This is a genomic window from Mycobacterium europaeum, from assembly GCF_002102155.1.
In the GTDB taxonomy this organism is placed as follows: Bacteria; Actinomycetota; Actinomycetes; order Mycobacteriales; family Mycobacteriaceae; genus Mycobacterium; species Mycobacterium europaeum.
The window spans coordinates 13,105-33,840 of the sequence record NZ_LQOU01000026.1 but is presented as its reverse complement, the minus strand read 5'-3'; the positions used below and the strand labels follow the sequence as shown (position 1 = coordinate 33,840).

Below are 20,736 nucleotides of genomic sequence, written 5' to 3'. Positions count from 1 at the left end.
GACCGAGATGGAGGCCCGCACAGGGCGAGGACGCGCCGAAGGAGGTGGCGTGGGCGACGAGGAAACAAACCCCACCCTGCAACAGCTGGGCGAGTTCACCGTCATCGATCGCCTGGTGCGCGGCCGCCGCCAGCCGGCCGAGGTGGCGGTCGGCCCGGGCGACGACGCGGCCGTGGTGCACGCCCGGGATCGGCGCGTCGCGGTGTCGACCGACATGCTGGTGCAGGGCCGGCATTTTCGGCTGGACTGGTCCACCCCGCACGACGTCGGCCGCAAGGCCATCGCCCAAAACGCCGCGGACATCGAGGCGATGGGCGCCCGGCCCACGGCCTTCGTGGTCGCCTTCGGGGCGCCCGGTGACACGTCGGCGGCCGACGCCGACGCGCTGGTCGCCGGGATGTGGGACGAGGCGCAGCGCATCGGCGCGGGCATCGCCGGCGGCGACCTGGTCAGCTGCCCGCAGTGGGTGATCTCGGTGACGGCGCTCGGTGACCTGGACGGCCGCGCCCCGGTGCTGCGGTCCGGGGCGCAGGCCGGCTCGGTGATCGCGGTCGCCGGTGAGCTGGGCCGCTCGGCCGCCGGTTTCTCGTTGTTGGACAAGGGGATCGAGGGCTTCGACACATTGCGCCGCCGGCATCTGGTGCCGCAACCGCCCTACGGGCAGGGCGTGGCGGCGGCGGCCGGGGGAGCGCAGGCGATGATCGACGTGTCCGACGGCCTGGTCGCCGACCTGCGGCACGTCGCCGAGGCGTCGGGGGTGGCGATGGATCTGTCGACGGCGGCGCTGGGTGCGGACCACGACGCACTGACGGCCGCGGCCGCCGCCGTGCGGGCCGACCCGTGGTCGTGGGTGCTGGGCGGCGGCGAAGACCATGCCCTGGTGGCGTGTTTCGCCGGCCCCGCGCCCGCCGGATGGCGAATCATCGGCCGGGTTCTGGAGGGGAAGGCCGGAGTGCTCGTCGACGGGCAGGAGTGGACCGGGTACGCGGGCTGGCAGTCCTATGACGACTAGGGTGATCGATGCCAGGGGAGGAGCCCGATGACGGCGAGGCCGTTGACCGAACTCGTAGAGCCGGGCTGGGCGGCCGCGCTGCAGCCGGTGGCCGAGCGGGTCGCCGAGATGGGTCAGTTCCTGCGGGCCGAGATCGCGGCCGGGCGCAGGTACCTGCCGGCGGGCCCGAACGTGTTGCGGGCGTTCACCTTTCCGTTCGACAACGTCCGGGTGCTGATCGTCGGTCAGGACCCGTACCCGACGCCGGGACACGCTGTGGGGCTGAGCTTTTCGGTGGCCCCTGATGTGCGTCCGCTGCCGCGCAGCCTGGCCAACATCTTCGACGAATATGCCGCCGACCTCGGCCATCCGCTGCCCTCGTGCGGCGACCTGACGCCGTGGGCTGAGCGTGGGGTGATGCTGCTGAACAGGGTGCTCACCGTGCGGCCGAGCAATCCCGCCTCGCATCGGGGCAAGGGCTGGGAGGCGGTGACCGAGTGCGCGATCCGCGCGCTGGCGGCGCGCTCGCAGCCCATGGTGGCGATCCTGTGGGGCCGCGACGCGTCGACCCTCAAACCGATTCTGGCCGAGGGCAATTGCGTGGCGATCGAGTCGCCGCACCCGTCGCCGCTGTCGGCGTCTCGGGGGTTCTTCGGGTCGCGTCCATTCAGCCGCGCCAACGAACTCTTGACGGGCATGGGCGCCGACCCGATCGATTGGCGGCTGTCATGACCGAGACGACGGCGTTGCGGGCGCATCGCAGGGGCGGCCCCGGCCGTGGTCCGGGACTGAGGGCAAGGGGAGGGCCGGCGCCGGTGCCCGTCCCGGCGGCCGGCGAGGTCCTGGTGGCCGTCCACGCCGCCGCCATCACCTTCGACGAGTTGACCTGGGACGAAACCTGGACCCGCCTGAGCCGGACACCGGTGATCCCGTCACACGAAGTGTCGGGCGTCGTCTCCGAGGTGGCCGCGGGCGTGGCGGATTTCGCGTCCGGCGACGAGGTGTACGGGCTGATCGGCTTCGACCGCGACGGCGCGGCGGCCGAATTCGTCTGCGTGCCCGCGACGGACCTGGCCGCCAAGCCGGCGACGGTGTCGCACACCGTCGCCGCCGCGCTGCCGCTGGCCGGCCTGACCGCGCTCCAAGCACTGGTGGACCACGCCGGCGTGCGGCCGGGCGAAGCCGTGCTGGTCCACGGCGGGGCGGGCGGCGTGGGTGCGTTGACGGTACAGCTGGCCGCGATGCTGGGTGCGCACGTCACCGCGACCGTGCGTAGTGACGTCGGCGACCTCGTCCGCGGATGGGGGGCCGTCCGGGTGATCGACGTCCGCACCGAGGAATTGGCCGACGCGGCCTACGACGTCGTGATCGACACCGTCGGCGGGGAGACGCTGGACCGGTCGTTTCGCCTGCTCCGCCGCGGTGGCCGGCTGATCACGCTGTCGGCGCCGCCGCCGGCGGGCAGCGCCGACGAATGCGGCTTCACGGCAACGTTTTTCATCGTCACCCCGAACCGCGAACAGCTGGCCGAGCTGGCCCGGCTGGTCGATGGTGACCGGTTGCATGTCGAGATCGTCGAGACCTTCCCCCTCGAGCGGGGCCGCGAGGCGTTCGAAAGCGGCGGGCGTCCGGGGCGGCGCCCCGGCAAGACGGTGATCGTCGTCAGGGACTAGGTCCCCTGCTCCCGGCCTCGCGCTTGCGACGTAATCCCTTGTGTCACTTTAGCTTCAGTGGTAACAATGAGGGCTTTGTTGTCGGTGGGTGTTTCTAGAGTTTAGGGCATGGGTGCGAGTAGTCGTGAGGAGATCGTCGAGGTTATCGACGCGCTCGACGGCGACGCGGACCGCCTGTGCGACTTGTCCTTCGACGTGCTCACCACCCCGGAGCGGTTGCGCACCTTGGAGCGGGTGGAAAGCGTGGCCCGCCGCCTGCGCACACCCCAGCACGCGTTGATCAACCAGCTCGACGCGCAGGCCAGCGCCGAAGAGCTGGGCGGTTCGCTGCGTGCGGGGCTGGCCGACCGGTTGCGCACCACCAAGGCCGAGGCCGGCCGGCGCATCGCCGAAGCCCGCGACCTCGGGGAACGCCGGGCGCTGACCGGTGAGCCGTTGCCGCCGCAGCTGAGCGCGACCGCGGCCGGGCAGCGCGCCGGGCTGATCGGCGACGGGCACATCAAGGTGATCCGCGACTTTTTGGCCCACCTGCCGCTCGAGGTGGACGCGTTGACCCGCCAGGCCGCCGAGGCCGACCTGGCCGGAAAGGCCGGCGGGTATCGGCCCGACGAATTGGCCAAATACGCCCAGCGGGTCCTGGACTGGCTGCACCCCGACGGGGAATGCAGCGACGCCGAACGCTCCCGCAAACGCGGAATCACTCTGGGCAGCCAAGATTTCGACGGCATGTCCCGCATCGGTGGCCTGGTCACCCCGGAGTTGCGGGCCGCGATCGAGGCGATGTTGGCCAAGCTGGCCGCGCCGGGGGTGTGCAACCCCGACGACGAGACCCCGGTGGTCGACGAGACGCCCGATGAGGACGGGGTGCGTCGCGACACCCGCAGCCCGGCTCAGCGCAACCACGACGCGTTGCTGGCCGGGCTTCGCGGTTTGCTTGCCTCCGGCGAACTGGGCCAGCACAACGGCTTGCCCGTGTCGATCGTGGTGACCACCACGCTGACCGACTTGGAGGCTGCCGCCGGTAAGGCGCTGACCGCCGGCGGCACCCTGGTGCCCATGTCCGATGTGATCCGCTGGGCCAGCCACGCCCACCATTATTTGGCGATCTTCGACAACGGCCGGTCGCTGGCGCTGTATCACACCAGACGCCTGGCCTCACCCGCCCAGCGAATCATGCTGTACGCGAAGGATCGTGGGTGCACCAAGCCGGGGTGTGACGCCCCGGCCTACCACAGCCAGGTACACCACGTCCGCGGCTGGCAGGCCACCCGGCGCACCGACATCGACGACCTCACCCTGGCCTGCGGACCCGACAACCGGCTCGCCGAAAAAGGCTGGACCACCCGCACCAACGCCCGCGGCGAAACCGAATGGATCCCCCCACCCCACCTCGACCGCGGCCAACCCCGCACCAACAACTACCACCACCCCGAACGATTCCTCCGCGATACCGACGACGACCCCGTTTGACGTCCGGCTCGATGCCCCGATGGCGGCGACCCGCTTCGCCCGGCCAAGGCCGCGCTCACGATCGCCGCTGGCGGCCCTGAGAGCATGAGGCTATGTACGACTTGGAAGAAACCGTCCGGCAGCGGCACTCCAGCCGGCTGTTCCTGCCCGACCCGGTACCGCGCCATCTGGTGGAGGAATCGCTGGAGCTGGCCATCCGGGCGCCGTCGAATTCGAACGTGCAGCCGTGGCACATGGTGTTCGTCTCCGGCGCGGCCCGGGACCGGCTGGTCGCCGCGATGTTGGAAAAGGCCCGCGCCGAACCGCCGAACGTCCCGGAATTGCCCGCCGCGTTCGCCCATTTCCGCAGCGACACCGGCGCGCAGGTCTACGGCTCGATGGGCATCGCCCGCCACGACAGCGCGGCGCGGCGCACCGCCGTGCTGCGCAATTGGGAGTTCTTCCGCGCGCCGCTGGGCGGCATCGTCTGCATGCATCGCGAGCTCGGCTACGCCGACAGCATGGGCGTCGGCATGTTCCTGCAGACGTTGCTGCTGGCCTTGACCGCGCGCGGGCTGGGCACCTGCGTGCAGGTGGCGATCGCCGGCTATCCCGACGTCGTGCGCGAGCAGCTGAACATCCCACCCGAACTGAACATCCTGTGCGGCTTGGCCATCGGGTACGCCGACCCCGAATTTCCCGCCAACAACCTGCGCATCGGGCGCGACGCGGTGGACCGGCACGTCGTGTTCCTCGACGAGTGAGCGCCGCTTTCGCCGACCTGGGGTCTATGCACGTAAACGGGCTGGAAAACGTACCTAGGCCCCACACTCGGGCGCGTGCTGCCTCAAGAACCCTCGAAATTGACGTCCTTGGTGACGGACTTCCACTCCTCGATCGACGACGAGAGCGCGGCGATCTTGTCGCGCATGGCCTTGAGCACGTCACGGCCCAGCAGCAGCCGCAGCGGGGGCTCGTCGAGCGCGGTCACCATCAGCACCGCGGCGGCGACCTTCTTCGGGTCACCGGGGAGGTGGTCGGCGAACTGCTTGATCAGATCCTTGCGCGCCGCCACGTCGACGTAATCGGCTATCGGAGTGCCGGTTTCCTTCATCGACCGCGTCGCCCAGTCGGTGCGGAAGGCGCCCGGTTCGATGGCGGTCACCTTGATGCCCAACGGCCGCACCTCGGTGGCGAGCGCCTCGGTGACCGCCTCCAGCGCGAACTTGGTCGACGAGTAATACGCGTTGGGCGGATTGGCGACCAGGCCGGTCATCGACGACATGTTGATGATGTGCCCCGATCCGCGGGCGCGCATGGCCGGCAGCACCGCCTTGATCATGTTGACCGCGCCGAAGTAGTTGACCTCGAACAGCTTCCGGACCTCGGCGTCCTCGCCTTCCTCCACGGCGGACAGGTAGCCGTGACCGGCGTTGTTGACCAGGACGTCGACGCCGCCGAACGCCGCCTCGGCCGCCGACACCGCCGCCGCGATCTGCTCGGGGTCGGTGACGTCGAGCGCGACGGCCAGGGCGCGGTCGCCGAACTCGTCGACCAAGTCGCGCACCGCGTCGGCCCGCCGCGCGGTCACCACCGCGTCGTGGCCCGCTTCCAGTGCCGCGCGGGCGATTTCACGGCCGAAGCCGGTGGAGCATCCGGTGATCAGCCAGCGCGCCATCTCAGGCCGCCCCTTCGGGCAGCCGCCGCAGATACGCGGCGCGGCGCTCGGCGAGTTGGTCGGCCCGGGCCCCCGGGTCCACCCGCGGCAGGTGCGGCACCTCGGCGTCGAGCCGGTCCAGCTTGACCACCCGCCCGCGCGCGCCGAGGTCTTCGCGCGGGCCGGCCTCGCCGAATTCCGCCATCCGCAGCGTCAGGATGCCCTCGCGCAGCCCGTCGGAGTCGATCCAGTTGGCCACGCCCGGATCGGTCGGGGAGATCACGTAGGTGTAGCCGCCGTCCTCGTTGGCCACCGATTGCGCCTTGTTGAGACTGCCGGTGCGGTCGAGGATGTCCAGCGTGGTGCCCCAGATGTTGCTCAGCGGCACCGTGAAGTATTCGGCGCCACCGTCGTTGAGGTCCACCACGAACACCTCGTCGGGGGCGAGGTCGAAGCGGCCCATGACGTAGACCTGGTTGCGCATGGCGCCGACCTTGTCGGCCGACCAGGCCAGGTTGAAGTGGTTGGCCGGCATCTTGTACACGCCGTGACTGAGCTTGCCGGTGAAGTTGGCGAAGTAATCCATCATCGCGGCGGTGGCCTCGGCCTGCTCGTCGAGCGTGCGCGCGGGCGTCACCGGCGGCCCGCCGAGCCGTTGTACCTCAAGGTGATTGGGGTCGTCGCGGCCCCAGTCCAGCAGCACGTCGCGGATGTAGAACTCGTGCGCCGCGGGGGAGGTCCGCACGTGGTTGGGCCGGCCGCCGGCGGGGTCGGCGTCCACCGTGATGGTGAAGCTGCCGTCGGCGTCGACCCGCATGGTGCGGCCGTTGAGCACGTCGACGGTGCCCATGTGCGCATCCCACAGCGTGAAGTAGTTCTCCGTCATCCGGTGCTCGCCCACGCGGCCGCGGATCTCGTAGCGCTCGTCGCCGGAGATCGGGATCACCCGGTACACACTGTCGGGATTGTCGATGCCCCAGCGTGATCCGGGGATGCGCCGGCCGTCGACGGGGTGCGCCAGCCGGGTGATGCAGCTGACCTTGGGCCGCAGCTTGTCCTGGTTGGACGACCAGATCGCCGCCGAGAACATCACCTCGGCGAACGCGTCGTCGAACCGCTCCCGCATCGCCTCCGACGCCTTGGCCCGGCCCAGCCAGGTCTGCGCCACCGTCCGATAGGCGGCCCTGACCGTGGGGTGCTCGATCAGGTCGAGGGCGGCCAGTTCCTGTTCGTGCTGGGATTTCGTCGCGACGGGGTCTTCAGGCATGCGCTGCTCCTCGGCCACCGGCTCAGAACTTCAGATGCCGGCTGACGTCGCCGACCTGGTCGACGAACATGGTGCGGGTGTCGAACCGCCAGGCGCCGTCCACCCGTGCAAAGGTGTCCTTGTAGTGGCCGGTCACGATCACCTGCAGCGGCAGCTCGGGGGTGGCCTGTGTGACGCAGTAGTAGGACGTGCTGCGGGCGGTCCCTGCCGCCTCGTCGATGTAGAGCTGCACGTTGGTCGTGTTGTGCCTGGTCTTCGGGGTGCCGTCGGAGTAGATGCGCGTGGCCATCTCGTACATCTCGCGCACCCGGGCGGACCCGGCGAACACCGTCTCCGGTGGACCGTTCTCCACTCCGCAGATGCGGCCGTGCTCGAAGAGCGCGGCCACGCCGTCCAGGTCACCGCCGTCGAGAAGCTCGGCGTAGGTGTAGATCAGATTGGTGATTTCTTGCGCGCTGTCACTCATGTGGAACCACCTGTCGAGCCATCTCCTCCGCGTCCGCGAACAATGGTGGCAGAACCGGTCCAATTTACATAGAACCGACCATTACTCTTGATCGCCGTGACGTTACCTTGGACCCCGAGCCGGCTCGGCGACCTGACCGGCAAACGAATCATCGTGACTGGAGCGACCAACGGCGTCGGGCTGGGCACCGCCCGCGCGTTGGCTAAAGCCGGCGCGCACGTGATCCTGGCGGTGCGCAACACCGGGTTGGGCGAGCAACGCGCGGCCGAGATGGGCGGGTCGACCGAAGTCGCCAGGGTCGACCTGGCCGATCAGTCCTCGGTGCGGGCGTTCGCCTCGGCGATCGCCGACGACATCGACATCCTGATCAACAACGCCGGCGCCCTGACCGAGCGCCGGACCGAAACGGTGGACGGATTCGAGAAGACGCTGGGCACCAACCTGCTCGGCCCGTTCGCGCTGACCAATCTGCTGCTGCCCAAGGTGCGGGCACAGATCATCAACGTCGGTTCGGACGCGCACCGGTCGGCGACGCTGCACCTCGACGACCTGCACCTGCGCCGGCACAAGTGGACCCGGCTGGGCGCGTACGCGCAATCGAAGCTCGCGGTCATGCTGTGGGGCTTGGAGCTGGACCGCAGGCTGCGGGAGGCCCGGTCACCGGTGGAGACCCAGCTCACCCATCCGGGCTGGGTGGCCTCGAACCTGTCGCAGCTCGGCGACTCGCCGGTGATGTCGGTGGCCCACAGAGTGGTCAAGGTGGTGGCCGACCGGTTGGCCAACGACATCGACGAGGGCGCGGCGCCCACGCTGTACTGCATCAGCGAACCGCTGCCGCCGGGCAGCTACGTCGGGGTCACCGGCAGGTTCGGCCTGCGCGGCGGGCCGGTGCTGATCGGCCGCTCGCCGGTCGCCTGCGACTACGACGCGGCCGCCCGCCTGGTGGCCTTCGCCGAACAAGAGACTGGCACGAAGCTGGAGGTATAGCCATGGGTGAGCTCGACAACAAGGTCGCCGTCATCACCGGTGCCGCGCGCGGCCAGGGCCGCAGTCACGCGGTGGCCTTCGCCGAACAGGGCGCCGACATCATCGCGGTCGACATCTGCACCGATATCGACGCGATTCCCTACCCGCTGGGGACCAAATCGGATCTCGACGAGACCGCGCGGCTGGTCGAAGCCGCGGGGGGCAAGGTGGTGCGCGTGGTCGCCGACGTCCGCGACCTGCCGCAATTGGAGGCCGCGGTGCAAGGCGGCATCGACGACCTCGGCGAGGTGGACATCGTCGTCGCCAACGCCGGGGTGGTGGCGATCGGTGACCCGGAAGCGCATTCCGAGCCGGTGTTCAACACGATCGTCGACACCAACCTCAAGGGGGTGTGGCACACGTTGTTGGCGACGGTGCCGTCGATCATCCGCAAGGGCCAGGGCGGGTCGATCGTGCTGGTCAGCTCCTCGCAGGGGCTGACGGGCCGGGGCGGCGACGGCAGTGCGGCGATGTTCGCCTACGCCGCGTCCAAGCACGGGGTGGTGGGGTTGATGCGCTCAGCGGCCAATGCCTATGCGCCACATAAGATCCGGGTCAACTCGGTGCATCCGAGCGGCGTCATGACGCCGATGATCCTCAACGATTTCGTCGTCAACCGGATGCTGGAGAACCCGAACCCGGCTGTCTCCCAGATGCTGCTGCCCGACGTGCCGCTGGTCGAGGCGCAAGACGTGACGGAAGCGGTGCTGTGGCTGGTCGGTCCCCGCGCCCGCTACGTGACGGGCGTGTCCATACCCGTGGACGCCGGGCACATCGTGATGTAGCTGCGGGCTAGCCCCGGACGACCTTGCCGGCCTTGATGCAGGAGGTGCAGACGTTGAGGCGCTGCTTGTTGCCGCCCGGGCGGGTGACAACGTGCACGGTCTGGACGTTGGGGTCCCACCGGCGGCTGGTGCGGCGGTGGGAGTGCGACACCGACTTGCCGAAGCCGGGGCCTTTCCCGCAGATCTCGCACACAGCGGCCATTGTTCAAGCTCCTCAAATCTCGGGGGTCCGGCTCGGCGGTCTCACACGTGGCCGGGACTGCCCGGGTTGACCCGGGCCCAATCAGGATACCGACTGTCGCGGCAACCACCAAAACGATCAGCACCGTTGTCGCCGCGCCTGGCTAGGCTCAATGGACCGGGCCGCCCCGCCGGCGGGTGGTGGTCATGGGCAGTCGTCGCCCGAGCCGCCGAGTTACGCTGGCGCCCACCGGGGGCTGGGTCCCGGGAGGCACCGAGGAGGTGGGTAATACTGCGACCGTCGGAGCGTCTACTGGACGCGGTCACTCTGCGGGACTGGGCGCACACCGCGGTCAGCGATCTCATCACCCACATCGACGAGATCAACCGGCTCAACGTCTTCCCGGTTGCCGATTCCGACACCGGCGCGAACATGCTGTTCACCATGCGTTCGGCGCTGGCCGAGGCCAGCGCCGGCGTCGGTGCCGAGGGCGGGTCGGCGTGCGTCGCCAAGGCCGCCGCGGCGATGTCGGCCGGCGCCCTGAACGGCGCCCGCGGCAACTCCGGCGTGATCTTGTCCCAGATCCTGCGCGGCATCGCCGACGTCACCGCGGCCGCGGCCGCCGATTCCGGCGGTGAGCTGCCCCGGATCGACGCCGCCCTCCTCGGGGCGTCGCTGCGCCGCGGGGTGGACCTGGTCATCACGTCGATGGGCGGGCAGGAGATCCCCGGGACCATCGTCTCGGTGCTGCGCGCCGCCGCCGACGCCGTCGCGGAGTGCGCCCAGGCCGGGGACGGCCTCGGCTCGGCGATCATCGCCGCCGGCGACGCGGCGGTGGTGGCGCTGGAGAAGACGCCCGAGCAGCTCGACGTGCTGGCCGACGCCGGCGCCGTGGACGCGGGCGGGCGCGGCCTGCTGGTGCTGCTGGACGCCCTGCGCACCACCGTCACCGGCCAGGCGCCCGCCCGCACCGTGTACGAGCTGTCACCGCGCGCGCCGGAACCGCAGGCCGTCGCGGAACGCCCCGCGCCGCAATTCGAGGTGATGTACCGGCTGGAGGGCTGCGAGCATGCCGCGGCCGACACGCTGCGGGACCGGCTCGGGGAGCTGGGCGACTCCGTGGGTATCGCGGCCGCGCAGTCGTCGGCGCGGCGCGCGTACTCGGTGCATGTACACACCGACGATGCCGGCGCCGCGGTCGAGGCGGGGCTGGCGGTGGGCCGGCTGAGCCGCATCGTGATCTCGGCGTTGAGCTCCGGAACCACCGGGCTGCCGGCCGGTGGTTGGACGCGGGAACGCGCGGTGCTGGCCGTCGTGGACGGCGAGGGTGCCGCCGAGCTGTTCGGCGGGGAAGGCGCCTGCGTGCTGCAGTGCGATCCGGCCGCGGGAGACCCGGTCAGCTACATCAGCGCGCACCAGCTGATGCGGGCGGTGGTCGACACCGGTGCCGCGCAGGTGATGGTGCTGCCCAACGGCTACGTGCCGGCCGAGGAACTGGTGGCCGGGTGCACGGCGGCCATCGGCTGGGGTATCGATGTGGTCCCGATCCCGACGGGATCGATGGTGCAGGGGCTGGCCGCGCTGGCCGTGCACGAAAACGGCCGGCAGGCGGTCGACGACGGCTACACCATGGCGCGCGCCGCCGGCGCGGCCCGGCACGGTTCGGTGCGCATCGCGACCGAGAGCGCGTTGACCTGGGCCGGGCGCTGCCAGCCGGGCGACGGCCTGGGTATCGCGGGGGACGAGGTGCTGATCGTGGCGGCCGACGCGACCGCGGCGGCGATCGGCCTGCTCGATCTGCTGCTGGCCTCCGGCGGCGACCTGGTGACGGTGCTGGTGGGCGCCGCCATCGAAACGGACGAAGCGGCGGCGGCCCTGGGCGACAGCCTCGAAGAGCACATGCACGACCACCACCCGGGTACCGAGCTGGTCACCTACCGCACCGGCCATCGCGGTGACGCGCTGTTGATCGGGGTCGAGTAGCCGTGGCCACCCTGCGCGACCGGCTGGATTTCGTGGTGGGCGCCAAGGCCGCCGATCAGCTCGACGAGGAGTTGGGCATCCACACCGTCGACGACCTGCTGCGCCACTATCCGCGCAGCTACACCGAGGGCGCGACCCGCTGGGACTCCGACGACCAGCGCCCGCCGGCCGGTGAGCACATCACGATCGTCGACACGATCACCGAAACCAAGACCTGGCCGATGAAGAAGACCCCGAAGAGGGATTGCCACCGCATCACCCTTGGCTCCGGCCGCAACAAGGTGACCGCGACCTTCTTCAACGCCAATTACCTGAAGAAGGACCTGACCAAGGGCACCAAGGTGATGCTGTCCGGCGAGGTTGGCTTCTTCAAGAACGTCATGCAGCTGACGCATCCGGCATTCCTCATCCTCGACTCCCCGGACGGCAAGAGTCGCGGCACGAGTTCGCTGAAGAACATCGCCATCGCCTCGCAGGCCACCACCGGCGAGCTGCAGATGGAGGCATTCGAGCGGGCCTTCTTTCCCATCTACCCGGCGACCACGAAGGTGCAGAGCTGGGACATCTTCCGGTGCGTGCGCCTGGTGCTCGACGTCCTGGATCCGGTGGACGACCCGTTACCCGACGACCTGCGCGGCCGCTACCACCTGGTCTCCGAGGATCGGGCGTTGCGCGACATCCATCTGGCAGAGGACGAGACGGCACGCATGCGGGCCCGGGAGCGCCTGACCTTCGACGAGGCCGTCGGGTTGCAGTGGGCGCTGGTGGCCCGGCGGCACAGCGAGCTGTCGGAATCCGGGCCGCCGGCACCGCCGCGCTCCGACGGTCTGTGCGCGGAATTGTTGGGCAGGTTGCCGTTCGAGCTGACCGCGGGACAACGCGACGTGCTCGACGTGTTCGCCGAGGAGCTGTCGGCGACCCGGCCGATGAACCGCCTGCTGCAGGGCGAGGTCGGCTCGGGAAAGACCATCGTCGCGGTGCTGGCGATGCTGCAACTGGTGGACGCCGGGTACCAGTGTGCGCTGCTGGCGCCCACGGAAGTCCTTGCCGCCCAACATCTGCGGTCGATCACCGACGTGCTGGGCCCGTTGGCGATGGCGGGCCAGCTGGGTGGCGCGGATAACGCCACGCGCGTCGCGCTGCTCACCGGTTCGATGACGGCGGCGCAGAAGAAGCAGGTCCGTGACGAGGTGGCGAGCGGTCAGGCCGGGATCGTCGTCGGCACCCATGCGCTGTTGCAGGACGCGGTGGAATTCCACAACCTGGGCATGGTGGTGGTCGACGAGCAGCACCGGTTCGGCGTCGAACAACGAGACCAGTTGCGGGCCAAGGCCCGTCCCGGTGTCACGCCGCACCTGCTGGTGATGACGGCCACGCCGATACCGCGCACGGTGGCGCTGACCGTCTACGGCGATCTGGAAACCTCGACGCTGCGCGAGCTTCCGCGCGGACGCCAGCCCATCACCAGCAGCGTCATCTTCGTCAAGGACAAGCCGGCGTGGCTCGAGCGGGCCTGGCGGCGCATCACCGAAGAGGTCGCCGCCGGCCGCCAGGCCTACGTGGTGGCGCCCCGGATCGACGAGACCGACGATTCGGACAAGCAGGAGCAGAACACCAAACCGTCGGAAACCGCCGAGGGACTGTACAAACGGTTGCGGTCGGGTGAGTTGTCCGGCCTGCGGCTCGGGCTGATGCACGGGCGGTTGTCCGCCGACGAGAAGGACGCCGCGATGGCGGCGTTTCGGGCCGGTGAGGTCGATGTGCTGGTGTGCACGACCGTCATCGAGGTGGGCGTGGACGTGCCCAACGCCACGGTCATGCTGGTGATGGATGCCGATCGCTTCGGCATCAGCCAACTCCATCAGCTGCGCGGCCGCATCGGCCGCGGCAGCCATCCCAGCCTGTGCCTGCTCGCCAGCTGGGTGTCGCCGGGGTCGCCGGCGGGCAAGCGCCTGTCCGCCGTGGCCGCCACCTTGGACGGGTTCGCCCTCGCCGACCTGGATCTCAAGGAGCGCCGCGAGGGAGACGTGCTGGGCCGCAACCAGTCCGGCCGCGCCATCAACCTGCGGCTGCTGTCGTTGGCCGATCACCGCGACGTCGTCGAGGCCGCGCGCGACTTCTGCGTCCGAGCGTACGCCGACGACCCGGCAAGTCCCGAATTGGCTTTGCTGGCAGCGCCTTTCGTCACCACCGACCGCATCGAATACCTGGACAAGTCGTGAACCGCAAGGTGCTGCTGTGGTTGTGCGCGGTCGCGGGCCTGGCACTGGTGGTGGCATACCAGACGGTCGGGTCCTCGGCGGCCAGGCACGCGAACGAATACGCGGCGCGCGCCGACGTCCCGACGGTGCAGCCGGGCACCGATGTGCTCGCGGGTATCGCGGTGCTGCCGCTGCGGGCGCACCGGTATGACTACCGCAGGGCCGCGTTCGGCGACGCGTGGACCGACGACAACGACGCACCGATGGGGCACAACGGCTGCGACACCCGCGACGACATCCTCAACCGCGACCTCGTCGACAAGACGTATGTGTCGACCAAGCGATGCCCGGACGCGGTGGCCACCGGCACGCTGCATGATCCGTACACGAACAAGACCATCGCGTTCCAGCGAGGCGCCAGGGTCGGCGAGGCCGTGCAGATCGACCACATCGTCCCGCTCGCCTACGCCTGGGACATGGGCGCCTACGCCTGGCCGGCCGACGAGCGGCTGCGGTTCGCCAACGATCCGGCCAACCTGCTGGCCGTCGACGGGCAGGCCAACCAGGACAAGGGCGACGCGGCCCCGGCCCAATGGATGCCGCCGAACGCCGCGTTCGCCTGCCAATACGCCATGCAGTTCATTGCCGTGCTGCGCGGCTACGCGCTACCGGTGGACCAGCCGTCGACCGGGGTGTTGCGTCGGGCGGCGGCCACCTGCCCGGCGGGCTGACTCAGACGCCCTCGAAGGTGTTGGGGTCCGGGCGCAGCCTGGTGCCGTCGTCGAGCCCGTTGATCGCGTCCATGTGCTCGGCGGCCAACTCGAAGTCGAACACGTCGAGGTTCCCGGCGATGTGCTCGGGCTCGGCCGACCGGAAGACCACCGCGTTGCCCAGCTGCAGGTTCCACCGCAGCAGCACCTGCGCCGGCGTCTTGCCGTATTCGCCGGCGACCGAGGTCACCGTCGGGTTGTCCGTCAGCTTGCCCAGCGCCAACGGCGTGTAGGACTGGGTGACGACGTTGTGCTCGGCGTCGGCCTTGCGGATCTCGGCCTGGTTGAGCAGCGGGTGCAGCTCGACCTGGTTGACCACCGGCGTGACGAACGTCAGGTCGATGATGTCGGTGAGATGCACCTCGGTGAAGTTCGAGACGCCGATCGAACGTGCCAGCCCCTCCCCGCGGCACTGGATCAGCCCGCCGAACGAATTGACGTATTCACCCCGTGACGGCACGGGCCAGTGGACCAGGTACAGGTCCAGGTAATCCAGGCCGAGGCGCTCGAGGCTTTCCTTGCAGGCCTCCATGGATCGCTGGAACCCGTGGTCGGCGCTGGCCAGTTTGGTGGTGACGAACAGTTCGGCGCGCGGGATCCCCGAGGCCGCGATCGCGCGGCCGACGGCCGCTTCGTTGCCGTAGGCGGCGGCCGTGTCGATCAGCCGGCAGCCCATCTCCAGCGCCGCCGAGACCGCGCGCTCGGTCTCGTCCTCCGACAGGTCCGCGACGCCCAGGCCAAGGACCGGCATCGTGTTTTCGTCATTAAGCGCAATAGAGGGCACGGCAGCGCCCGACTCGCCAGCCAATGTCATTCACCTGCCTGTGAAATTGAAGGATCGTGGACCCGACCGGACGCCGCCATCGAGCGAGGAGATCGACATTGCACCGGCGCCGAGTTCGAGGCGCTGAGTTCAAAATTGGACACGTCGAAGCTGCTCGCAATCCGTTAGGCGGTTCCGCTTGGGGATCACGATATTACCGGGCTGGAAAATACCACCTCATCGGCGTGGCGGCGGGGCGCGGTGATTATCGGCCCTGGTCTGCATTTGGCGAATTCCTCACCACGTAGAGTTGGTCACACCGCACACCGGAACCGGTAACCGCCCCGTCGGTGACCGGCACGAGCCGCACCTGCTCGGCGGCCGCCGGGGCCCGAAAGACGTTCATTCGAGGGAGTGCCCATGACCAAGAGCGTGCCCGCGCCAGACCTTCACCTCGGGGTGAAACACGCGCCCATGCGCTTGGCCACTCGCATGCAGGGCGCCGTATCCACCATCGGTGTCAAGGTCATTCCGTGGATCCCGACGCCCGCCAAGCGTGCGCTGTTCGGGGGCCGCTCGGTGACCATCGACGGCAACACGCTGGATCCCACGCTTCAGCTGATGCTCTCCGGTCTGCGCGCCGTCGGAATCGACGGCCTGGTCGTCGACGACGACCCCGTTGCCTCGCGCGCTCAGATGCGCCAGCTGTCGCTGGAACTTCCCGGCCCACAGATCCACGTCGACGTCGAGGACCTGTCGCTGCCCGGGCCGGCCGGCGACATCCCGGCGCGGCACTATCGCCCCGCCAACGGCGCGTCCGCGCCGCTGCTGGTCTTCTATCACGGCGGTGGGTGGTCGATCGGCGACTTGGATTCCTACGACGCCCTGTGCCGGTTGACGTGCCGCGATGCCGGCATCCACGTGTTGTCGATCGACTACCGCCTGGCCCCCGAGCATCCGGCCCCGGCCGCGGTCGAGGACGCCTACGCCGCCTTCCGGTGGGCGCACGACCACGCCGGCGAGCTCGGCGCCGCTCCCGGCCGGGTCGCGGTCGGCGGTGACAGTGCGGGCGGCAACCTGGCCGCCGTCGTCTGCCAGCTGGCGCGCGACGAGGGCGCGCCCGCCCCGGTGCTGCAGTGGCTGATCTACCCGCGCACGGATTTCACCACGCAGACCCGGTCGCTGAGCCTGTTCGCGCGCGGGTTCCTGCTGACCAAGCGGGACATCGATTGGTTCGAGTCGCAATACCTGCGGCGTTCGAGTGTCGACCGGTCGGATCCGCGGGTATCGCCGCTGCTGGCCGAGTCGCTGGCCGGGCTCGCCCCGGCGCTGATCGCGGTCGCCGGTTTCGATCCGCTGCGCGACGAGGGTGAGAGCTACGCGGCGGCCCTGCAGTCCGCCGGCACCCCGGTCGATCTGCGGTGCATGGGGTCGCTGACGCACGGCTTCGCCAATCTGTTCAAGCTTGGCGGTGGCAGCGCCGCCGCCGCCACCGAGCTCATTTCGGCGCTGCGTGCCCACCTGAGCCGAGTCTGACCTGTCGCGCGGTCGGCGCCGGTAACCTAGAGGCGCTTAACCGACGAATGACCACCCGAGCACCGAAGGAATCACGCAGACTGTGGCCGACAAACCCAAACGCCCCCCGCGCTTTGACATGAAGGCCGCCGACGGCAAATCCGGCCGGCTCATCCAGATCGGTGGGACCGCCCTCGTCGTCATCTTCCTGGTCGCCGTCGTCTCCTACATCGTGGTCACGCACCACAAGAAGACGGCTGCGATCGGCGCGGGCGACACGGTGCGCGTGACGTCGAGCAAACTGGTCACCCAGCCCGGTACCAGCAACCCCAAGGCCGTGGTCACGTTCTACGAGGACTTCCTGTGCCCGGCGTGCGGCAACTTCGAGCGCACCTTCGGTCCGACGGTGTCCAGGCTGATCGACGTCGGCGCCATCGCGGCGGATTACTCGATGGTGTCGATCCTCGACAACGCCAGGAACCAGAACTACTCGTCGCGGGCGGGCGCCGCGGCCCTGTGCGTGGCCGACGAGTCCCTCGACGCGTTCCGCCGGTTCCACACCGCGCTGTTCACCACCGACCTGCAGCCCAGCGAGCGCGGGAGTAGCTTTCCGGACAACGCCCGCTTGATCGAGATCGCCCGGGAGTCCGGTGTCGTCGGCAAGGTGCCCGACTGCATCAACAGCGGCAAGTACATCGCCAAGGTCACCGCCGAGGCGTCGGCCGCGAAGATCAACGCGACGCCGACCATCAAGATCAACGGCGACGACTACGATCCGTCCACACCCGACGCCCTGGTGGCCAAGATCAAGAGCATCGTCGGCGACGTGCCGGGCATCGACGGCGCCGTGGCCCCTGCGGCCGCATGACCACCCCGGTGTCAGCCCAAACCGATGACCTGACACCGCAATCGCGTTCCGAAGCGCCCGCCCCGGCGCCCAGCGCGTGGTGGGTGCTGATCGCCGGCGTGATCGGCCTGGCCGCCTCCGCGGCGCTGACAGTGGAGAAGATCGATCTTCTGCTCAACCCGGCGTACGTGCCGTCGTGCAATTTCAACCCGATCCTGTCGTGCGGTTCGGTGATGGTCACCCCGCAGGCGTCGCTGCTGGGATTCCCCAACCCGTTGCTCGGTCTGGTGGCGTTCACCGTGGTGGTCGTCACCGGGCTGCTGGCGGTGACCAAACTGGCGTTGCCGCAATGGTATTGGACCGGGCTGGCGATCGGCCTGCTGATCGGTGCGGCGTTCGTGCACTGGTTGATCTATCAGAGCCTGTACCGCATCGGCGCGTTGTGCCCGTACTGCATGGTCGTCTGGGCGGCCACCATCACCCTGCTGGTGGTCGTCGCGTCGATCGCGTGCCGTCCGGCGCTGCAACGCCGCGGACACGGTGTGGCGTGGGCGCTGTACGAATGGCGCTGGTCGGTCACCGCGCTGTGGTTCACCGCGGTGTTCCTGCTGATCATGGCGCGGTTCTGGGACTATTGGTCGACGCTGCTGTAAGTGTTGGCACGTGACCCGGATCATCGGCGGCGCGGCGGGTGGCCGGCGGATCGCCGTCCCGCCGCGGGGGACCAGACCCACCACCGATCGAGTGCGCGAGTCGCTGTTCAACATCCTGACCGCGCGGCATGACCTGACCGGCGCCGCGGTGCTGGACCTCTACGCCGGTTCGGGCGCACTGGGATTGGAGGCGCTCTCACGCGGGGCCGCCTCGGCGTTGTTCGTCGAATCGGATCAGCGCAGCGCCTCGGTGATCGCCCGCAACATCGACGCCCTGGGTTTGAACGGTGCGGCAGTGCGCCGTGGCGCGGTCGCAACCGTATTGGCCGGCGGCGCGGCGAGGCCGGTCGACCTCGTCCTGGCCGACCCGCCCTACGACGTCGAGGCCGCCGAGGTCGAAGGCATGCTCGCCGCCCTGGTCACACACGGTTGGGCGGACGCCGGGACCGTGGTCGTGGTGGAGCGGGCGGCGACCGGTGCGCCGTTGACCTGGCCGGCCGGCTGGTCGGTATGGCCGCCGCGCGTGTACGGCGACACCCGGCTGGAGATGGCCGAACGACTCTGAGGCGGGCGTGTAGCGTCTTGCGTCATGAGTGGCGCGGTATGCCCCGGGTCGTTTGATCCAGTGACGTTGGGCCACATCGACGTCTTCGAGCGGGCGTCGGCCCAGTTCGACGAGGTTGTGGTGGCGATCCTGACCAACCCCGCCAAGGAGGGCATGTTCGATCTCGACGAGCGGATCGCGATGATTACCGAGTCGACGACACACCTGCCGAACCTGCGCGTTCAGGCCGGGCAGGGTCTGGTGGTGGACTTCGTCAGGTCGCAGGGGATGACCGCCATCGTGAAGGGGCTGCGCACCGGCACCGACTTCGAGTACGAGCTGCAGATGGCGCAGATGAACAAGCACATCGCCGGTGTCGACACGTTTTTCGTCGCGACGACACCGCGGTACTCGTTCGTGTCGTCGTCGTTGGCCAAAGAGGTCGCGACGTTCGGTGGCGACGTGTCGCAGCTACTGCCCGAACCCGTCAACCGCCGGCTGCGCGAGAAGCTCGCCGGTCGGTCGTAAAGCCCAGCACCGCAACACGTTCCAGCGACTACGGTTTGTCGTCGTCATCGTCGTCGTGGTGGAGGAGTTTCTCGGGGTGGTGGTAGGTGTTGGTGCGGGGTTGGCCGTTGTCTTGGTGGGGTGGGGGGATCCATTCGGTGTCGCCTTTGGTGTTTTTGCGGGTGGTCTAGCCGTGGGGGTTGAGCATGCGGTGGTGGGGTCCGCAGGCGAAGGTGAGGTTGTCGATGTCGGTGCGTCGGCATTGGGTCCAGTCGGTGACGTGGTGGACTTCGGCGAGGTAGCCGGGCACGGTGCAGCCCGGTGCGGTGCAGCCGCGGTCCTTGGCGTAGAGCATGATTCGTTGGCCGCGGGTGGCCAGGCGTTTGGTGTGATACAGGGCTAGCGGTGTGGCGTTGTCGAAGACCGCCTGGGGGTACCTCCCGCTTGCGGGGGAGTAGTGGTGCGCGTGGCGGGCCAGCCGGATCACGTCGCTGATGGGGAGCCGGGTGGCGCCACCCGTGCGGCCGGTGCCGGCGGCGGTCTGCAGCTCAGCCAAGGTGGTGGTGATGATGATGGAGACGGGTAAGCCGTTGTGTTGGCCCAGGTCTCCGGAGGCCAGTAATCCGCGTAGGCCGGCGAGCAGGCCGTCGTGCTGGCGTTGGGCGGTGGTGCGGGCGTCGTGGTCGATGGCGTCTTGGCTGGGGGCGCCGTCCACACAGGGGGTGTCGTCGAGGGGGTTGCACATGCCGGGGGCGGCGAGTTTGGCCAGCACCGCCTCCATGGTGGCGCGGGCTTCGGGGGTGAGCAGGCCGCGCAGCTCGGAGATGCCGTCGGGGCCTTGCTTGCCCAGTGTGAGGCCGCGCCGGCGGGCGCGGTCGTCGTCGGTGTAGGTGCCGTCGGGGTTGAGGCAGTCGGCGACGTGGTCGGCGAGTGCGGCCAGTTGTTCGGGACGGTAGTGCGTTCCGTGGGCGGCCAGGTCGGCCTCGACGGTCTCGCGGGTGGCGGCATCGACCCAGCCGGGTAGGTGGTGAAAGAACCGGCGGATCACGGCGACCTGGCCGGTGCCCAGTGTCCCGGCGCGTTGGGCGGCGGCGGTGGCCGGCAGGAGCGGCGTCAACGGTTCGCCGGTCAATCCGTGCCGCGGGCCCAAATCCGCCGCTTCTCTAACCCGCCGGGAGGCTTCGGCGCGGCTGATCAGCGTGGCCTCGGCGATCGCGTGGGACAGCGTGCCGCCGAGCTCTTCTGGCGTGGCTTGGCGGGAAAGGTGGTTGATCAGCGGATGCTCGATGGCGGCGATGCGGCGGCGCACCCGCTCGCAGCGTTCCAACCACTCCAAGCATTGTTGGGTGTTCGACGCGTCGAACGACAACGCGCAGGCTCGGTCCAAGTCGGCATCCAGCGCGTCGAACACCGCGACGGCCTCGGCATCACCACTTGGACTCATGACCCCAAGCTAGC

At 69.4% G+C, this 20,736-nt stretch carries 20 protein-coding genes and 1 pseudogene; 15 read left to right on the top strand and 6 right to left on the bottom strand.

What is annotated here, in order from left to right; translation table 11 throughout:
• Positions 1-7: 7 nt before the first annotated feature.
• From AWC03_RS13480 to AWC03_RS13460, 5 genes are all read left to right on the top strand, one after another.
• A complete protein-coding gene (locus tag AWC03_RS13480) occupies positions 8-1,012 on the top strand; it encodes a thiamine-phosphate kinase (RefSeq protein ID WP_085241002.1) in 1,005 nt (334 codons plus the stop codon).
• Positions 1,013-1,039: 27 nt separating this feature from the next.
• Positions 1,040-1,723, top strand: a complete 684-nt coding sequence (locus tag AWC03_RS13475; protein WP_085241000.1) for a uracil-DNA glycosylase — start codon at positions 1,040-1,042, stop codon at positions 1,721-1,723.
• Positions 1,720-2,664 carry an NADP-dependent oxidoreductase gene (locus tag AWC03_RS13470; protein WP_085240999.1) on the top strand — a complete coding sequence of 315 codons (945 nt, stop codon included), beginning with the start codon at positions 1,720-1,722 and terminating at the stop codon, positions 2,662-2,664. Before AWC03_RS13475 ends, AWC03_RS13470 begins: the two co-directional genes overlap by 4 nt.
• Before the next feature lie 108 nt (positions 2,665-2,772).
• Positions 2,773-4,134: an HNH endonuclease signature motif containing protein gene (locus AWC03_RS13465; RefSeq protein ID WP_085240997.1), complete on the top strand. Its 1,362-nt coding sequence runs from the start codon at positions 2,773-2,775 to the stop codon at positions 4,132-4,134.
• A 92-nt stretch (positions 4,135-4,226) separates the two neighbouring features.
• Positions 4,227-4,877 carry a nitroreductase gene (locus AWC03_RS13460; RefSeq protein WP_085240996.1) on the top strand — a complete coding sequence of 217 codons (651 nt, stop codon included), beginning with the start codon at positions 4,227-4,229 and terminating at the stop codon, positions 4,875-4,877.
• Between the two features lie 83 nt (positions 4,878-4,960).
• Here the strand turns inward: AWC03_RS13460 and AWC03_RS13455 are convergent, their stop codons facing one another.
• From AWC03_RS13455 to AWC03_RS13445, 3 genes are read right to left on the bottom strand one after another with little or no spacing between them, the layout of a single operon-like run.
• Positions 4,961-5,791, bottom strand: a complete 831-nt coding sequence (locus tag AWC03_RS13455; RefSeq protein WP_085240994.1) for an oxidoreductase — start codon at positions 5,789-5,791, stop codon at positions 4,961-4,963.
• A gap of 1 nt (position 5,792) precedes the next feature.
• Positions 5,793-7,037 (bottom strand): hypothetical protein, encoded by a 1,245-nt coding sequence (locus tag AWC03_RS13450; RefSeq protein WP_085241176.1) that lies wholly within the window; start codon positions 7,035-7,037, stop codon positions 5,793-5,795.
• 22 nt (positions 7,038-7,059) lie between these two features.
• A complete protein-coding gene (locus tag AWC03_RS13445; protein ID WP_085240993.1) occupies positions 7,060-7,503 on the bottom strand; it encodes a nuclear transport factor 2 family protein in 444 nt (147 codons plus the stop codon).
• Positions 7,504-7,599: 96 nt separating this feature from the next.
• Here AWC03_RS13445 and AWC03_RS13440 point away from each other — a divergent pair, with 96 nt between their 5' ends.
• Together AWC03_RS13440 and AWC03_RS13435 are read left to right on the top strand one after the other, a co-directional pair.
• On the top strand, positions 7,600-8,490 hold the full coding sequence (locus AWC03_RS13440; RefSeq protein ID WP_085241174.1) for an SDR family NAD(P)-dependent oxidoreductase: 891 nt from the start codon (positions 7,600-7,602) through the stop codon (positions 8,488-8,490).
• Positions 8,491-8,492: 2 nt separating this feature from the next.
• Positions 8,493-9,314 (top strand): mycofactocin-coupled SDR family oxidoreductase, encoded by an 822-nt coding sequence (locus AWC03_RS13435; RefSeq protein WP_085240991.1) that lies wholly within the window; start codon positions 8,493-8,495, stop codon positions 9,312-9,314.
• Between the two features lie 7 nt (positions 9,315-9,321).
• Here AWC03_RS13435 and rpmB read toward each other — a convergent pair whose 3' ends face one another.
• Entirely contained in the window at positions 9,322-9,516 is a 195-nt protein-coding gene (rpmB, locus tag AWC03_RS13430; RefSeq protein WP_007775450.1) for a 50S ribosomal protein L28, read from the bottom strand.
• Between the two features lie 270 nt (positions 9,517-9,786).
• On the opposite strand from rpmB, the gene AWC03_RS13425 reads away from it, so the two are divergent.
• From AWC03_RS13425 to AWC03_RS13415, 3 genes are read left to right on the top strand one after another with little or no spacing between them, the layout of a single operon-like run.
• The gene (locus tag AWC03_RS13425; RefSeq protein ID WP_142278386.1) at positions 9,787-11,478 is read left to right on the top strand and encodes a DAK2 domain-containing protein; all 1,692 of its coding nucleotides are present in this window, start codon (positions 9,787-9,789) and stop codon (positions 11,476-11,478) included.
• A gap of 2 nt (positions 11,479-11,480) precedes the next feature.
• A complete protein-coding gene (recG, locus tag AWC03_RS13420; protein WP_085240990.1) occupies positions 11,481-13,700 on the top strand; it encodes an ATP-dependent DNA helicase RecG in 2,220 nt (739 codons plus the stop codon).
• Positions 13,697-14,410, top strand: coding sequence for an HNH endonuclease family protein (locus AWC03_RS13415; RefSeq protein ID WP_085240989.1), 714 nt, complete (start codon positions 13,697-13,699; stop codon positions 14,408-14,410). The genes recG and AWC03_RS13415 overlap by 4 nt, the downstream gene beginning before the upstream one ends.
• A gap of 1 nt (position 14,411) precedes the next feature.
• Here the strand turns inward: AWC03_RS13415 and AWC03_RS13410 are convergent, their stop codons facing one another.
• Positions 14,412-15,257, bottom strand: a complete 846-nt coding sequence (locus tag AWC03_RS13410) for an aldo/keto reductase (RefSeq protein ID WP_167542805.1) — start codon at positions 15,255-15,257, stop codon at positions 14,412-14,414.
• Between the two features lie 375 nt (positions 15,258-15,632).
• Between AWC03_RS13410 and AWC03_RS13405 the strand changes: the two genes are divergently transcribed.
• The 5 genes from AWC03_RS13405 (at position 15,633) to coaD (ending at position 19,299) form a co-directional block, all read left to right on the top strand.
• A complete protein-coding gene (locus AWC03_RS13405) occupies positions 15,633-16,748 on the top strand; it encodes an alpha/beta hydrolase (protein ID WP_085240986.1) in 1,116 nt (371 codons plus the stop codon).
• Between the two features lie 82 nt (positions 16,749-16,830).
• Complete coding sequence (locus AWC03_RS13400; RefSeq protein WP_085240984.1) at positions 16,831-17,595, top strand: DsbA family protein; 765 nt, start codon at positions 16,831-16,833, stop codon at positions 17,593-17,595.
• Entirely contained in the window at positions 17,592-18,227 is a 636-nt protein-coding gene (locus tag AWC03_RS13395; protein ID WP_085240982.1) for a vitamin K epoxide reductase family protein, read from the top strand. Before AWC03_RS13400 ends, AWC03_RS13395 begins: the two co-directional genes overlap by 4 nt.
• Before the next feature lie 10 nt (positions 18,228-18,237).
• Entirely contained in the window at positions 18,238-18,792 is a 555-nt protein-coding gene (gene rsmD, locus AWC03_RS13390; RefSeq protein ID WP_085240980.1) for a 16S rRNA (guanine(966)-N(2))-methyltransferase RsmD, read from the top strand.
• Between the two features lie 24 nt (positions 18,793-18,816).
• Positions 18,817-19,299, top strand: a complete 483-nt coding sequence (coaD, locus tag AWC03_RS13385; protein WP_085240978.1) for a pantetheine-phosphate adenylyltransferase — start codon at positions 18,817-18,819, stop codon at positions 19,297-19,299.
• A gap of 28 nt (positions 19,300-19,327) precedes the next feature.
• Here the strand turns inward: coaD and AWC03_RS13380 are convergent.
• Positions 19,328-20,722: pseudogene (locus tag AWC03_RS13380) on the bottom strand (HNH endonuclease signature motif containing protein).
• Positions 20,723-20,736: the final 14 nt, after the last annotated feature.